General features: G+C 64.9%; 15 protein-coding genes. 9 read left to right on the forward strand and 6 right to left on the reverse strand.

Features of this window, described 5'->3' with window-relative positions; all coding sequences use genetic code 11:
* Positions 1-88: 88 nt before the first annotated feature.
* Positions 89-391, forward strand: coding sequence for a hypothetical protein (locus ABIB28_RS11580; protein WP_354288240.1), 303 nt, complete (start codon positions 89-91; stop codon positions 389-391).
* Positions 392-484: 93 nt separating this feature from the next.
* Here ABIB28_RS11580 and ABIB28_RS11585 read toward each other — a convergent pair whose 3' ends face one another.
* Positions 485-955, reverse strand: coding sequence for a hypothetical protein (locus ABIB28_RS11585; RefSeq protein WP_354288241.1), 471 nt, complete (start codon positions 953-955; stop codon positions 485-487).
* A 67-nt stretch (positions 956-1,022) separates the two neighbouring features.
* Here ABIB28_RS11585 and ABIB28_RS11590 point away from each other — a divergent pair, with 67 nt between their 5' ends.
* Both ABIB28_RS11590 and ABIB28_RS11595 read left to right on the forward strand, forming a co-directional pair.
* The gene (locus ABIB28_RS11590; RefSeq protein ID WP_354288242.1) at positions 1,023-1,352 is read left to right on the forward strand and encodes a hypothetical protein; all 330 of its coding nucleotides are present in this window, start codon (positions 1,023-1,025) and stop codon (positions 1,350-1,352) included.
* A 181-nt stretch (positions 1,353-1,533) separates the two neighbouring features.
* Positions 1,534-1,959 (forward strand): pyridoxamine 5'-phosphate oxidase family protein, encoded by a 426-nt coding sequence (locus ABIB28_RS11595; protein ID WP_133192186.1) that lies wholly within the window; start codon positions 1,534-1,536, stop codon positions 1,957-1,959.
* Positions 1,960-1,968: 9 nt separating this feature from the next.
* Here the strand turns inward: ABIB28_RS11595 and ABIB28_RS11600 are convergent, their stop codons facing one another.
* Both ABIB28_RS11600 and ABIB28_RS11605 read right to left on the reverse strand, forming a co-directional pair.
* Positions 1,969-2,856 carry a DUF4886 domain-containing protein gene (locus tag ABIB28_RS11600; RefSeq protein WP_354288243.1) on the reverse strand — a complete coding sequence of 296 codons (888 nt, stop codon included), beginning with the start codon at positions 2,854-2,856 and terminating at the stop codon, positions 1,969-1,971.
* A gap of 122 nt (positions 2,857-2,978) precedes the next feature.
* Positions 2,979-3,242 carry a DksA/TraR family C4-type zinc finger protein gene (locus ABIB28_RS11605; protein WP_133192187.1) on the reverse strand — a complete coding sequence of 88 codons (264 nt, stop codon included), beginning with the start codon at positions 3,240-3,242 and terminating at the stop codon, positions 2,979-2,981.
* A gap of 145 nt (positions 3,243-3,387) precedes the next feature.
* Here ABIB28_RS11605 and ABIB28_RS11610 point away from each other — a divergent pair, with 145 nt between their 5' ends.
* From ABIB28_RS11610 to ABIB28_RS11635, 6 genes are all read left to right on the forward strand, one after another.
* The gene (locus ABIB28_RS11610) at positions 3,388-3,669 is read left to right on the forward strand and encodes a CsbD family protein (protein ID WP_133191764.1); all 282 of its coding nucleotides are present in this window, start codon (positions 3,388-3,390) and stop codon (positions 3,667-3,669) included.
* Positions 3,670-3,745: 76 nt separating this feature from the next.
* Positions 3,746-4,009: a hypothetical protein gene (locus ABIB28_RS11615; RefSeq protein WP_189677103.1), complete on the forward strand. Its 264-nt coding sequence runs from the start codon at positions 3,746-3,748 to the stop codon at positions 4,007-4,009.
* 130 nt (positions 4,010-4,139) lie between these two features.
* Positions 4,140-5,231, forward strand: a complete 1,092-nt coding sequence (locus ABIB28_RS11620) for an extracellular catalytic domain type 1 short-chain-length polyhydroxyalkanoate depolymerase (RefSeq protein WP_354288244.1) — start codon at positions 4,140-4,142, stop codon at positions 5,229-5,231.
* A gap of 72 nt (positions 5,232-5,303) precedes the next feature.
* Complete coding sequence (locus ABIB28_RS11625) at positions 5,304-6,818, forward strand: cation:proton antiporter (protein WP_354288245.1); 1,515 nt, start codon at positions 5,304-5,306, stop codon at positions 6,816-6,818.
* Between the two features lie 65 nt (positions 6,819-6,883).
* Positions 6,884-7,339 (forward strand): DUF4126 domain-containing protein, encoded by a 456-nt coding sequence (locus tag ABIB28_RS11630; protein WP_354288246.1) that lies wholly within the window; start codon positions 6,884-6,886, stop codon positions 7,337-7,339.
* On the forward strand, positions 7,336-8,745 hold the full coding sequence (locus ABIB28_RS11635; RefSeq protein ID WP_354288247.1) for an FAD-containing oxidoreductase: 1,410 nt from the start codon (positions 7,336-7,338) through the stop codon (positions 8,743-8,745). Before ABIB28_RS11630 ends, ABIB28_RS11635 begins: the two co-directional genes overlap by 4 nt.
* 9 nt (positions 8,746-8,754) lie before the next feature.
* Here the strand turns inward: ABIB28_RS11635 and ABIB28_RS11640 are convergent, their stop codons facing one another.
* Genes ABIB28_RS11640 through ABIB28_RS11650 form a run of 3 tightly spaced genes read right to left on the reverse strand, consistent with a single transcriptional unit; the run spans position 8,755 to position 13,194 of the window.
* Positions 8,755-9,918 (reverse strand): CehA/McbA family metallohydrolase, encoded by a 1,164-nt coding sequence (locus ABIB28_RS11640; RefSeq protein WP_354288248.1) that lies wholly within the window; start codon positions 9,916-9,918, stop codon positions 8,755-8,757.
* A gap of 60 nt (positions 9,919-9,978) precedes the next feature.
* Positions 9,979-12,471: a TonB-dependent receptor gene (locus ABIB28_RS11645; protein ID WP_354288249.1), complete on the reverse strand. Its 2,493-nt coding sequence runs from the start codon at positions 12,469-12,471 to the stop codon at positions 9,979-9,981.
* Between the two features lie 57 nt (positions 12,472-12,528).
* The gene (locus ABIB28_RS11650) at positions 12,529-13,194 is read right to left on the reverse strand and encodes a TetR/AcrR family transcriptional regulator (RefSeq protein ID WP_354288250.1); all 666 of its coding nucleotides are present in this window, start codon (positions 13,192-13,194) and stop codon (positions 12,529-12,531) included.
* Positions 13,195-13,819 lie beyond the last annotated feature (625 nt).

The following is a 13,819-nucleotide window of genomic DNA, read 5'->3' on the forward strand; positions in this document are numbered from 1 at the left end:
CAAGTGGCGGTTCAACCCGGCGGGAACGTCAGAGTTCCTCGGTCGAAGCGCGATGGTTTGGGTGTGTGACTTTATGGCAACGGTCTCGTTGATCGACCGTATCCGTGACGTCGGCGCTCTTCTCCGGGAGCGCTGCGGCGTGGCCATATGCGCAAAGACCCGCAAAATCGAGTCGACATTTGATCGTGTCGTGTCGGCCGAATGCGCGAAGGCGAATGAAAAATTCCCGACCGACAGCGAACGCGCTTTGCTCCGGCGCCTGATCCGAAGGGACGCCGGGGGGCGGTTCGGGGTGTCGAAGATGTTTCTATTCACCAAGACATCAGGCCTTTTTGGGCAGTTCCGGCACTTCTCCGATGCTCTGGCTCGGTCGCCGGTGTTGATATGGTAAAAATACAATGCGCGTCGAAGTCGTCATTTCCAGGGCGGTAGGATCTTAACAAACAAAGCATTTATCTCTCATGGGGGAATCAGATTGGTAATCTTACGATATTTCAAAGTATCGGCCTTCGGCGTTAACCATTCTCTTGCTTAGGCAAGGGATCAGGCGATGCAAGAAATGTACATTGGCAGCGCGCTGTGCGAAGTTACGCCTGGCGGCGAATTGATGTTGCCGCGCCGCTTCTTCGAAACTTCGCGATCCCGCTGCATCGACGAATTCCTGTTCATTGGCCTGCACGAGGAATCGCCCTGCCTCATCGCGTTCGATCGAGTCTACGTCCTGCAACGCCAGTTCGAAATTGCCGAGCGGTTCGCCAAATCTCCGCGCGCATTTCACGATCACCATCAGCTGCGCCGGACCTATGGTTTTGTCGATACGGCGCCCCTCGCGCCCGACGGGATGTTGCAGCTTCCCGCGACGATGCGCGAGCGCGGCGGGATCGGGACTGCGGCTCTGCTGGTAGCGAGCGGCGCGTGCTTCGAGCTTTGGGATCTCGAAAGCGTGCTCGCGCATGGGCCGTCGGACCTCGTCACGCTCGCAGCGTTATTACAAACCCATCAGGTCACCAAGGAGGTCACTCATGGCGATATTGTGTCTGCTGCTCGGCCATGTGCCGGCGCTCAATCTGCAACGCAATCAACGCTTCGCGTTCAGCCACTGCCTCCGCTGTCGCCGCGACATGATCCGGTCGGACGGCCGCGGCGCAGCGGGTGACCTCGCCTCGCGCTGGCGGCGCGTGCCATCAGGAATGCGCGTGCGGCGGGCGCGGAGCGTTTCGGGTACGGGCCAACCGGGGTCGGGCGCGCCGGATCTGCTGCGTATCGGTGCGATCGCGCTCTATTGGAAAGCGCAGGACTCGCTCCGCCCGCGCCCGAAACGCGCGCGGATCCTGCGGCTTACCGCGCAATGAGCGTCAGGCGCCTTTTGCGCGATCGGGATAGTTTCCGGGTTTCACGGGGGTGACGGTGGGTCGATTGTCGACGTCCGCTGCTCGCGCCCGGCGCCCGGCCCGTTTTGCTCGAGACGATCGCGGAACCCGCGTCGCTACGGCCGGTTATCCTGTCAAACCAGCAGGAGAGCCGCCAGTGACGATGACCCTAAAGGATCTTGCCGCAGCGATGCGCAAGATCGACTTCACGATGCTGACGACGGTTGCGCCCGATGGTGGTCTCGCCGCGCGACCGATGAGCAACAATGCCGATGTCGATTATGACGGCGACAGCTACTTCTTTGCGCTTGATGACACGCATAGCGTCCACGAGATTGCGGCAAACCCCAAGGTCGGGTTGACGCTGCACGGCAATTCGGGGCTACTCGGCAAGCCGCCGCTGTTCATCGCCGTGGCTGGCCAGGCCGAACTGATCCGCGACAAAGCGGTGTTCGCGAAGCATTGGAACCCCGATCTCGAGCGCTGGTTTGCACAGGGTGTCGACACGCCGGGCCTCGTGCTGATCAAGGTCCACGCCCAACGGGTGCATTACTGGAACGGCGAGGATCAGGGCGAAGTCCGCCCCTAGCCGCTTCGGCTAGCGTCGCGGACGGCCCTCGGCAGCGAGCTGGTCGTGCGCGACGCGTTGCAGCGCGGTCGCCTGCGCGGGGGACAGGCCAAGCTCGTCGGCGGCGCTTTCATCCTTGCCGAGCGTCAGCGGGTCGACCCCGGTGATCCGGCCGAACACGACCAGCGCTTCGAGATAATAGCCATAGACGCTCGCATGATACTGGTCGTAGCTCCACAGATCGAGCTTGCCGAACGCCACGCCGTCATAGGGGTTGGCGTCGGCCACGCCGGTCTGGATCGCGCGATTCCACGCCTCGCCGACCGGTAACACGCCCGACACGCCGCGTGTCGCCGCCCGCACGCGATTGGCGGCGGCGCGCAGATCGAGCGCCATCGCGGTGACGGGGCGGCCGTACCAGTGACCCTTGGGGCGATAGGTCTCGTCGGCTCGGCTCCACGTCGCCATCAATTCGATCTGCACCGCCGGATTATAGCCGTGGAACAGCGCCACCAGACGCGGCACGCTGCGCAGATAGCTGCTTGCATCACCCGGCCGTTCGCGGTCGAGCGTGCTGAATTCCTGCAGCACGACGACATCCCAGGCGCGCTCGAACAAGGCACGGCGTTCATCGAAATGGAACGCCAGCGACTGGCCGCCCTGCGTCTCGAGGCTGACCGCGTAATTAAGCCCGGCCTCCTCGGTGAATTCCTTGAACAAGGCCGGCACGCCGCCATAACCGTCGCGGTTGAGATCGACGACACTGCCGGCATGCCAGTTGCGCACCGGCGAATGGGCCCCTTGCGAGAAACTGTTGCCGATAAACAGGATCGTGCGCTGCCGCGGCTGGGCTGCCGCTGGGGCAACCGCGCAGAGCGCCAGCAGCATGGCCAGCGCCTTCAAGCCGTTTATCGTCATCTCACCCCTTACCGTCGCCGATCGCGGTGTGGCCCTATCGGCAATGTCGCGCGCGACTGCAAACGCCGTTTCGCAGGGGGATGTTCGCGGCGATGGTGGAAGCGACCTGGGGATACGCGGGATCAGCGCAATTGGCTGTCCTTGCTGCCCCGCCGGTTGATACCGCCGCTGCGGATCTTTGCATCGCGTTCGGCCTGGCACGCGATGCAGGTGCGTGCGCCGGGCAGCGCCTCGCGGCGCGCTTCGGGAATATCATCGCCGCATTGCTCGCAATAGCGCGCCGCTTCGCCCGCCAGAAGCTGCGCGCGCGCCGCCAAAACGGCGTCCGCCACTGTATCGTCGATCTGATCCTGTACCGCGCCGTCCTGCGCCCAACCGTTCGCCATGTCCGTATCCCGTTGTCGATACGGAGAAATAGGAACGATGCGCGGCTTTTCCAGCGCAGTGCGGCGGTGGATGGACCTTCTATGCCAAACGCTCGTTATCGCCGCACGCGCGCCAAGACCGGCAGAGCGCATGGAAAGGTCAGTTATGAACAGCACGTCGTTCAAGGGTGAAGCTCAGGATCTCGGTGGCACCATCAAGGAAGCCGCAGGCAAGCTGACGGGCGACACCTCGTTGCAGGGTTCGGGCGTCGCCGATCAGGTCGTCGGCAATGCCAAGCAGGTCGCCGGCGCGGCAATGGACGCCGTCTCGAACCCCGGCCCGCTGGTCGACAAGGTCCGCACCTTCGCGCGTGACCGGCCGTATGCTACGGCAGCTCTGGTCGGCGTGCTCGGCCTCGCCGTGATGAACACGCTGCGCGGCAAGTAATGCCAGGTCGCCATCGTGCCGCTCGGGCACGGTGGCGACACGCTGCGTGGGGATGAAGACAATCGAACGACAGATCTTGAGTGAAATCGATCGCCTCGTGCCCTCGGGCCTTATCGAGCAATGGGCGATGCATTTGCGCCGCCAACGCTCGCGCGCAAGCGACGCGCTCTGGCTGATCGAAAACGGCTTCTCGGTTCATGACGGCCGCAACGGCATTCCCACCGAAGACGTGACCGAACGCCATCGGCACGAGCTCGAGACCACCGTCGCCGAAGTCGGCCGGCTGCTCGCTCAATACGACGCCATCAACTTGCGCGGATGTCCTGATCCGACCGAATAATCGATGGTGGCGGTTTGGGCGGCACAACCCCTGTGCCGTATTTTCCAAACCTTTGTTATTGTGCAGTGCAGCATAATCCCTATCTCTTGGGGCCAGCCCGCACCTGCAGGCGTTACCCAAGAGGCCGATCATGCGGCGCATTTCAGACACTATCGCGCGCATGGCGGCGTATCCCTACGCGCCCCAGCCCCCCGAAGTGCCGAGCCGCCTCGCGCTGCTCGAGAATTTCGGAAGCAATCCCGGCGCGCTCGAGGCGCATTGCTATCTCCCCCCCGATTTGCGCCCGAATGCGCCGCTGGTCGTCGTGTTGCACGGCTGCACGCAGAATGCCGCTGGCTATGACCAGGGCAGTGGCTGGTCGACGCTGGCCGATCGCGCGGGCTTTGCGCTGCTGTATCCCGAACAGCGCCGCGCCAATAACATGAACCTGTGCTTCAACTGGTTCGAACGCAGCGACATCGCGCGTACGGGGGGTGAAGCCGAATCGATCGCGCAGATGATCGAGACGATGGTCGCGACGCACCGCCTCGATCGCAGCCGGATCTTCGTGACGGGTCTTTCGGCGGGTGGCGCGATGACGGCGGTGATGCTCGCCACCTATCCCGATCTGTTCGCGGCGGGCGCGATCATCGGCGGACTGCCCTATGGCGGCGCGACGAGCATGTTGCAGGCGCTCGACCGGATGCGCGGCCACGGTGCCGACAGTGCGGCCGTTGCGGCGGATGTGGTGCGCGGTGCTGCGCCTGGCGTGGCGCACCGGCTTCCCGCCGTGTCGATCTGGCACGGCGATGCCGATCGTACCGTCGTCCCCGCCAATGCCGACCAACTCGCCGATCAATGGCGGACGGTGCACGGCCTGCCCGACGCACCGAGCGAGACAAAGACCGGCGCGACTTGGCAAAAGCGCGTGTGGCGCGATGCATCGGGGCGCGCCGCGGTCGAGCAGTGGAATGTCGCGGGGATGGGCCACGGCGTGCCGATCGATCCATCAGGGCCCGAGCAGCTGGGGCAGGCCGGTCCCTATATGCTCGATGTCGGGCTTTCGAGCAGCCGGATGATCGCCGATGCCTGGGGATTGACGAGCGAGGCGCAGGCGACGCGGCCGAACGATCGCACGCCCAAAAGACCCGCCGGACGCGGAACGCCGCAGCCCGAGGATTCGGCAAACGCGGTGCAGGCGATCATCGCGCGTGCGCTGCGCGCTGCGGGCTTGCTTCATTAAGCGGCGAGAGGCGCCCGCCGCGTGGAATGCGCCGTGCCTGACACGGCGCTCGCGGCTTGATACGCTCGCGCCATGACCTTTTTCGAAAGCCTGTTGGCGTTGCTGTTCGCAGCGATCGTCTCGCTCCAGGCAGCGCGGCGGCTGAACTTGCCGTATCCCGCGATTCTCGCACTCGGCGGCGTGGTCATCGCCTTCGTCCCGGGTGCACCGACGATCGCGATCGACCCCGGCACCGTGCTTGCGCTGTTCATCGCGCCGGTGCTGCTCGACGCGGCGTTCGATTTTCCGCTCCATGCGGCCAAGCGCTTGTGGCGCCCGCTGTCGATCCTCGCGGTCGGGGCGATCCTCGTCACCACCGCGACGGTCGCGTGGATCGGCGTCGCGTTCGTCGGCCTGCCGCTCGCCGCGGCGGTGGCGCTCGGCGCCATCGTCGCGCCGCCCGATGCGGCGGCGGCGACCGCGGTGCTCGGCACGGTCTCGCTCCCCAAGCGCACGATCGCGGTGTTGAAGGGCGAGAGCCTGTTCAACGATGCGACCGCGCTGCTGTTGTTCGGCGCGGCGCTCGCGGTGCAGGCGAATGGCGGCTTCGGCTCGGGGGTCGCGCTGCAGCTCGCGTTCGCGGCACCGGGCGGGATCGTGTTCGGCATCGCCAGCGCGTTCGTGTTCCAGTGGCTCGGCAAGTTCGTCGCGGGGACGCTCGGCGGCAACATCCTGCAATTCATCAACGCCTTCGCGGTGTGGATCGTCGCCGAGCATCTGCACCTCTCGCCCGTGCTCGCGGTGGTCGGCTGCGCGATGACGATCGCGCGGTCGGGCGGCAGCGGGTCGCCGCGGATGCGCGTCCACAGCTTTGCGGTGTGGGCGACCGTGGTGTTTCTGTTCAACGTGCTCGCATTCCTGCTGATGGGGATGCAGGCGCGGCTGATCGTGGGGCGGATGACGGCAGCGCATTTGTGGGATTCGCTCGCGGTCGCGGGCGTCGTGATCCTCGCGGTAATCGGCGCGCGGATCGTCGTCGTGATGGCGTGGAACCTGCTCGCGCGGCGCTTTGCGGCAGTGCGCGGCGATCTCACCCCGCCGACGCTGGCGCAGGGTGTGTTCGTCTCGTGGTGCGGGATGCGCGGGTTGATCACGCTCGCGACCGCCTTTGCGCTGCCGGCGAACTTCCCGCAGCGCGATGTCGTGGTGCTCACCGCCTTTGCGGTCGTGCTCGCGACGCTGATCGTCCAGGGAATGACGCTTGCGCCGCTGATCCGCTGGCTCGGGCTCGACTCGGTCGACGATGTCGACCGCGAACTCGCCGACGCGCGGCGCGATCTGGCGGCGGCGGGCGCTGCGGCGCTCGACGGTGCGCCGGGGCGCGATCCCGAGCAGTTCCGCTATGCCTATGCGCTGTTCGGCACTTCGGTGGAGAAGCCCTATCGCAAGGTCGGCCTCACGGGGATCGCTGCCGAGCGCGAACGGCTCGAGGCGCTTCGCGTCGACGACGCGATCGGTGACGAGAGCTATTATCGCCTGCAGGAGGAAATCGACTGGCGCGAACTCTCGCTGCTCCCCGAGGGCGAGCGCCGCATCGAGGAAAGCTAGGACTCGTTTGACCGCGCGCGGCGCGCATGGGAGGGACAGGCCTTCTCTCGCGCAGGACTCGCTTTATGATCGTGCTCGCGTTCCTGATCGGTATCGTCGCGGGGTCGCGTACGATGCTCGCGCCCGCGGCGATCGCCTGGGCCGCCGCGGCGCGCGGGCTGGCGCTCGACGGCAGCTGGCTCGCCTTTTTCGGCTGGCGCTTCACGCCGTGGATCGCGTCGCTGCTCGCGCTGGGTGAGTTCGTCGGGGATGTCTTGCCGACCACGCCGAGCCGGAAACTGGCTGGACCGTTCGGGGCGCGACTGGTGAGCGGCGGCGTGTCGGGCGCGGCGATCGGCGTGGCGAGCGCGATGCCGCTGGTCGGGCTCGGGCTTGGGCTGCTCGGCGCGGTGGTCGGCACGCTCGGCGGGGCCGCGCTGCGCACGCGCCTGGCACGCGCATTCGGGCGCGACCTTCCGGCCGCGCTGGTCGAAGACGCCATCGCGCTCGCGCTGGCCGTTGCCGTGGTCTTCGCGCTGTGACCCGCGCGTTCGATGCGATCATCGTCGGCGCCGGGCAGGCCGGGCCGCCGCTCGCCGGGCGGCTCACCGCGGCGGGCATGACCGTGGCGCTGATCGAGCGCAAGCTCGTCGGCGGAACCTGCGTCAACACCGGCTGCATGCCGACCAAGACGCTCGTGGCGAGCGCCTATGCCGCGCATCTCGCGCGCCGTGCCGCCGATTTCGGGGTACAGGTCGGGCCAGTGACGATCGACATGCCCGCGGTGGCGGCGCGTGCGCGCAAGGTGACGCTCGACGCGCGTGGCGGCAACGAGCGCTGGCTCGAAAAGATGGAGCGACTGACGTTTCTCCGCGGCCATGCGCGCCTGACCGGGCCGACGACCGTGGACGTCGATGGCGAGGCGCTCTCGGCGCCGCGGATCTTTCTCAACGTCGGCGGCCGCGCCGCGGTGCCCGACATGCCGGGGGTCGGCGATGTGCCGCACCTCGACAATACCGACATGGTCGCGCTGGCGCATGTTCCCGAGCATCTCGTGATCGTCGGTGGCAGCTATATCGGCCTCGAATTCGCGCAGATGTACCGCCGCTTCGGCGCGGCTGTAACCGTTGTCGAGCGCGGCGATCGCGTGATCGCGCGCGAGGATCCGGAGATTTCCGATGCGGTCCGCCAGATCCTCGAGGCCGAAGGGATCGTAGTGCGCGCGGGGGCGACCTGCATCGGCTTTGCGCCGCACGACGCCGGGGTGGCGGTCTCGGTCGATTGCCATGACGGCGCGCCCGTCGTGGTCGGGAGTCATGTCCTGCTCGCGGTCGGGCGGCGGCCCAATACCGACGATCTCGGGCTCGATGCGGCGGGCGTGAAGACCGACGCGCACGGCTATATCACTGTCGATGACGGTTTGCAGACGAATGTCTGCGGCATCTGGGCGCTCGGCGATTGCAACGGGCGCGGCGCCTTCACGCATACGGCGTATAACGATTTCGAGATTGTCGCCGCCAATCTGCTCGACGGCGAGGACCGTAAGGTCAGCGACCGGATCCCGGGCTATGCGCTCTATATCGATCCGCCGCTCGGGCGCGTCGGCATGACGCAAACGCAGGCGGCGGAGACAGGCCGGCCGATCCTGGTGGCCACCCGCCCGATGACGCGCGTCGGCCGCGCGGTCGAAAAAGGCGAGACCAAGGGGATGATCAAGATCGTCGCCGACGCCGAGACCAAGCGTATTCTTGGCGCGGCGATCCTCGGGACGGGCGGCGACGAGGCGATCCACGGCATCCTCGACATGATGAACGCCGATCAGCCGATCGACGTGCTGCGCTGGGCGGTGCCGATCCATCCCACGGTCTCCGAACTGATCCCGACCGTGCTCGAAGGCCTCGCGCCGCCGAGCACAGATCCACAATCGCCGATCGGTAACGCCGCCTGACAGGCAGGTTCAAAAGTCAGGATCGAAATTGAAATAGATCGGGTTCGACAGCGCGATCATCTTGCCGCTCAGCACGGTCGATACCGGCACTTGCGGATAGGGGGTTTGCGGGCCTTCGACCTCGACGCGGTAATAGCTGCGCCCCGTGGCGGCGGGCGTATCGGTGAAGCTGACGGCGTTGCTTGCGGGATCGGTGTCATAGGCGCCGAGCGGCTCGCCGTTCTTGATCACGCGGATGTGATAGACCGCACCCTTCACGCCACCGCCGACGAGCTGCACCTGGAACGTGACGGGCTTGCCGGTCGGGCGCGCATTGTCGCCCATCATCATGTCGATCCGCCCGTCGCCGTCGCGATCGGCACGAAGCTCGACGCGCGGGTCGTACGGGTTGGCGCTGATCGACACGCGGCCGTTGGTCAGCGCATCGACCACGCCCTTGGCGTCGCGCGTCCTGGCGAACACCCAGGTGGTCGGTGTACCGACGTAATTGGCGCTGCGCTCGGCGGTGTGCGACGTCTTCTGTTCGGGCGTGTCGGGCGTACCGTGATGCGAGTCGCTGCCGCCGCGTCCGGTCAGCTTGCGGCCCGATTTGAGCATGTCGTCCCAGATCAGAATCGCCGCGGCGTTGTTGGGCCAGATCGCCGAATTCCACACTTCGAGCGAATCGAGCAAGTCGAAGCTGAAGCCCCAATGGTCCTTGCCCGCGGGATGGTTGCCCGAAAGATGGATGCCGAGCGATTGCTTGACCGCGAGGATCTTCGCATCGCGCGCGTCGCGCACGTCGAACAGGCGCCGATGGTCGTAGGGCTTGGCCGAAAAGACGTTGCCGTGGCCGCGCTCGGTGGTCCATTCGGCGCCGTAGAGCAGGATCACCGATTTGGAGGTGAATTCGGGGTCGCTCCACGTGTTGTGCGTGACGTCGCCCGCGACGTGATTGTCGTGATCGGTGATGCCGAGATAGTCGAAGCCGGTATCCTCGGCGAACTTGATGATCTTCGCCTCGGGATTGTTGGTCGAATCCTTGCTGTGGCGCGAATGCAGATGCAGATCGCCCTTGAGCCATTGCCCGTCGCTCAGGCTGGCGACAGGCGGGATGCGCGGCGCGTCGCCCGGCGCGGCGAGTAGCGGAGTCTGCGCCAGGACGAGCGCCAGCAGGGGGAGACCAATACGCACGGCAGGATCCTTTCGAAGCAAAGCGACGCGCGACGTGATCGCTCACGCCGCGCAGACGCATCAGAAGCGGTAGGTGAGCGACCCACGATAGTTCCGCTGGTAGAGCGAGCTGCCGATATAGACCGGCTGCCCGGCCTGGCTGCTGTCGATCGTGCCCGCGCGCGGATTGCCGTTGACCAGGCCGAAGGCGTTGGTGACGTTCGCCACGATCAGCCCGAATTGCAGCTTGGGGGTGAGCTGGAACTGCGCGGCGAAATCGACCGACCAATAGCTCGGCAGCCGGATCTGGTTGGCGACATCGGTATAGAGCGCGCCGACATGGTTGACGTCCGACTGGAGCCGGACCTTGCGGTCGAACAGCGTCACGCCAGGCGTGATGCGGAAGGTGTTGTCGGGCACGCCGTTGACCTTGTGGTGCGAATAATCGGTCAGCACGCCGGCGCTGTTGGTGTAGACGAACTTGCTGAAGCGATTGTCCTGCCAGGTCCACGACGCGTGGAGATCGAACCAGTTGGTCGGCCGCCACGTCCCCTCGATTTCGGTGCCGGTGGTCTTGGTGTCGCCATAGACGGTGACCGGCGACAACAGGCCGCTGGCAAGCCGTTGATAGTCGCTGATCGCGTAGCTGTTATACACCGTACGGAAGCCGGTGACGTAGAGATCGACCTTGCCGCGCGAATATTTGATCCCGCCTTCGAGCATGTTGAGCGTCTGTACGACGGGCGCCGCATTGGCGTTGGTGATGAAGCTCGACACGGCGGGCAGCCGGAACGTGTCGGTATAGCGCGCGAACACGCCGAAGAACGGGCGCGCCTGATAATTGGCGGCGGCGGTCCAGCCGACATGATTGTATTTGCGCGAGAAGGGCGTGAACACCCCGGTGCCGACGCCGACCGAGTCATCGGCGCTGGTCGGGCTCTGGCCGAGATTGACCTTCTTGGTGCCTTCGACCTGCCCGCGCGTCTTGATCTGCTCGTAGCGCACGCCGCCCTCGAGGCGGAACTTTGGGGTCAGTTGCCACTCGTCGCTGGCATAGGCCGCGATATTGTCAGAACTGCCGCTCGCATTTGCAAATTCGGCGCCATATTGAATCACGCCATTGTCGCTGATCTTGAAGAGCTTGTTGCCCTTTGCATCGACCAGATAGGCATCGAGCACTTCGGCATGCGCCTTCACGTCGGTCAGCACGGCGGCGCTGAGCGCGTTATAATCTTCCTGCTCGCGCGCATAATAGACGCCGAACGCGAGATTGTGCGTGCCGAGCAGATCTAGCTTGCCCACCAGCCGGGTGTCGGTGATGAACTCGTCGAGCGGCACGGTGTGCGTGCGCGCCAGATCGATCAGCGCGAGCCCGTTGCCGTTCTGGTTGACGAGATTGAACGCAGCCCCGCTGTCGCGATACAGCAAGGCATAGCCAGTCCCCGCCGCGGGCTTGCCGAAGGTGCTGGTCAGCAGCGCGCTCGCCGATGCGGCGACGGTGTACGGGGTGATGCTGTTGCGCTGCGTCCAGCTCGTGCGATAGCGGACATTCTCCTCGACCTTGAAGGCGTCGCTGATGTCGTAATGTGCCTGGAAGCTGAACTGCGTCAGCTTGACGCTGCTGCCGACGCCATCGTCGAACTTGACCGCGCCGTTCGGCGTCAGGAAGTTGAAATAGCGCGTGTCGGGGCCCACGATATTGTCGACCTTGTTGTCGAGCCCGACGACGTTGCTCGGCGTGCCATTGGCGTTGGCCTGATAGATGCCGCCGCCCCAATAGCCGACGCGCTCATCGATCCGCTTGACGCCGAAGGTGATGTCGCCGCGCTCGAACGCCTTCGACACGTTGACGCGGAACTGGCCGCCGCGATCCTGGGTGAAGCCCGAATTGTGCGGGCCGTCCGAGACGCGGTAATAGCCGCCAGCGAAGACATGCCACCCGCTCGCGCCGATCGGTCCGCCGATCCAGCCGTCGACACGGTGCGAATTGTAGCTTGCCGCCTCGTAGCGAACGAGCCCCTCGAGCGTGTCGCCGCCCTTGCGTGTGATGAAGTTGATCGCCGCGCCGGGCGCATTCGAATAGAAGATCGCCGACGGCCCGCCGCGCACCACCTCGATCCGCTCGACACTTTGGTCGATCCGCAGCGACTGGTCGCCGTTGAGCCAACCGAGACCGGGATCACCCTGGATCGGGATGCCGTCCTCGAGCAGCGCGACGGTCTGATACCCGTCGCTCGGAATACCGCGCACACGCACCCCGCCCGAGACTTCGCCCGACGTCGGCGCGCTGTAGAAGCCGGGAACCTGTTTCAGCGCCTCGGCGACGCCGATCGGCGCGCGGACGCGCAGGTCCTGGTCCGAAATCGTCGAGATCGCATAGCTCGTTTCGACCTTGCGCTGGCGCGACGTGCCGGCGCGGCCGGTCACGACGATGTCGTCGCCATCGGCTACGCGAGTCTTGTCGGGCTCTGCCGCTTTAGGGTCGCTAGCCTGTTGCGCCAACGCCGGCGTGGTGATCGCGGTGCCGGCCAACAATGTGGGGAACACCGCAGAACGAGCGATGGAATGGATCATGTCTGCGCCCCAACTGATTCGTGTCGAGGCCGCGTATGATAGTCTTTAATATCGTTTTTATGACAGCGCGGGAATTGTCTCCGCGCTCGCATCGCGTGCAGGCGGCGGCACCGCGAGGTCGGGATGATAATAGAGCGAGCGGAAAATATAGCTCAGGTCTTCGAACACCTCCGCCTCATCGTTGCGATCCTCCTTGAGCATCTCGTCGACCGAATAGGCGATCTCGACGGCAAGTCGGGTCCGGCGGCGGATCCGTTCGCGCGGAACGCTGGGCAAGTAGGTGGCGTAAACGTCGGTCAGCAGGTCGGTTACGAAATGGTGCGAGGCGAGCCGGACATGCGCGAGCCGCGGGACCGCGCGGAGCGCTCGCATGATCCAGATCGCGCCAGGCTGCTGCCGGGTGATGGTGTCTATCTCGCGCACCAGTTCCTCGGCACGATCGACCAGCACGTCATAGCCTTTGTCGCGATAGCGCGCGACCCACGCGGTCAGCGCCGTGTTCTGTCGTTGCATCAGCCGTTCGGCCAGCGCCTCGATCACGGAATATTTGTCATCGAAATAGCGGTAGAACGCGGGCGCGGTCAGGTTCGCGCGCTGGACGATCAGATTGGTCGAAATTCGCTCCACGCCGACCTCCTCGAGCAGCGTCTCGGCGGCGGAGAGCAACAGTTCGTAGGTCTTGCGTGACCGCGCTTGCACCGGCTTGCGATGGTTGCTCAACATACTCTCCCGCAGCGATCTCGGGTGGCAGCATGTCATGAGGAAGCAGTCGGGGCAATGCGGTACCGATTGCTATCGTTCCGTCAATTTTCCCCGCATCTGCATCTGCATTTGGATTCGTTTATGGTGACGGTCCGACCAAGGTCTCTGCCGCGTGGGCGAGTGAGAGCGGACCCCCGGGCGGAACTGCGCCCGGCGCATCACGCAACTCAGCAGATGTACGAACTTTGTGCTCTGGACCGGCACCGCACGCGGTGTGCTGCGCGCGCCACTCGAGTTCGCTCCAATTGCCCGTCGGGTAGGGCGTGGAGACGGTGCCGAAAGCTCAAACCCGCCTCGCTTCGTCGTATTTCTCTGCATTTCTCATACAAAATATTTACGTTTCCCGAAGACAAATAACAGATTGCATAATCAGAATCGAATGTTAGAATTTTAAGATAGCGCAGTGGAGTTGATTGGTGTTTTAAATACCAACTAACATGATCGGTGTCTTCTGTCACCATTGTGTCACGGCGTGTCTGTTTGCGTAGTCACGGTGTTTTGGGGGAGATGACATAATGGCGTCGAGCATTGTGCGCACGGCAAGATTAATGTTGGGCGGCGCAAGCAGCGACGCATGCCTCATCGC

It is taken from the genome of Sphingomonas sp. UYEF23 (genome assembly GCF_040546165.1).
Lineage (GTDB): Bacteria > Pseudomonadota > Alphaproteobacteria > Sphingomonadales > Sphingomonadaceae > Sphingomonas > Sphingomonas glacialis.

Bases quoted from the DNA above. Each gene is read 5' to 3' on its own strand.
- ABIB28_RS11585 (WP_354288241.1), bottom strand. From the start codon at position 955: ATGCGCGAGCACGCTTTCGAGATCCCAAAGCTCGAAGCACGCGCCGCT.
- ABIB28_RS11590 (WP_354288242.1), top strand. From the start codon at position 1,023: ATGGCGATATTGTGTCTGCTGCTCGGCCATGTGCCGGCGCTCAATCTG.
- ABIB28_RS11595 (WP_133192186.1), top strand. From the start codon at position 1,534: ATGACCCTAAAGGATCTTGCCGCAGCGATGCGCAAGATCGACTTCACG.
- ABIB28_RS11600 (WP_354288243.1), bottom strand. From the start codon at position 2,856: ATGACGATAAACGGCTTGAAGGCGCTGGCCATGCTGCTGGCGCTCTGC.
- ABIB28_RS11605 (WP_133192187.1), bottom strand. From the start codon at position 3,242: ATGGCGAACGGTTGGGCGCAGGACGGCGCGGTACAGGATCAGATCGAC.
- ABIB28_RS11610 (WP_133191764.1), top strand. From the start codon at position 3,388: ATGAACAGCACGTCGTTCAAGGGTGAAGCTCAGGATCTCGGTGGCACC.
- ABIB28_RS11620 (WP_354288244.1), top strand. From the start codon at position 4,140: ATGCGGCGCATTTCAGACACTATCGCGCGCATGGCGGCGTATCCCTAC.
- ABIB28_RS11625 (WP_354288245.1), top strand. From the start codon at position 5,304: ATGACCTTTTTCGAAAGCCTGTTGGCGTTGCTGTTCGCAGCGATCGTC.
- ABIB28_RS11630 (WP_354288246.1), top strand. From the start codon at position 6,884: ATGATCGTGCTCGCGTTCCTGATCGGTATCGTCGCGGGGTCGCGTACG.
- ABIB28_RS11645 (WP_354288249.1), bottom strand. From the start codon at position 12,471: ATGATCCATTCCATCGCTCGTTCTGCGGTGTTCCCCACATTGTTGGCC.
- ABIB28_RS11650 (WP_354288250.1), bottom strand. From the start codon at position 13,194: ATGTTGAGCAACCATCGCAAGCCGGTGCAAGCGCGGTCACGCAAGACC.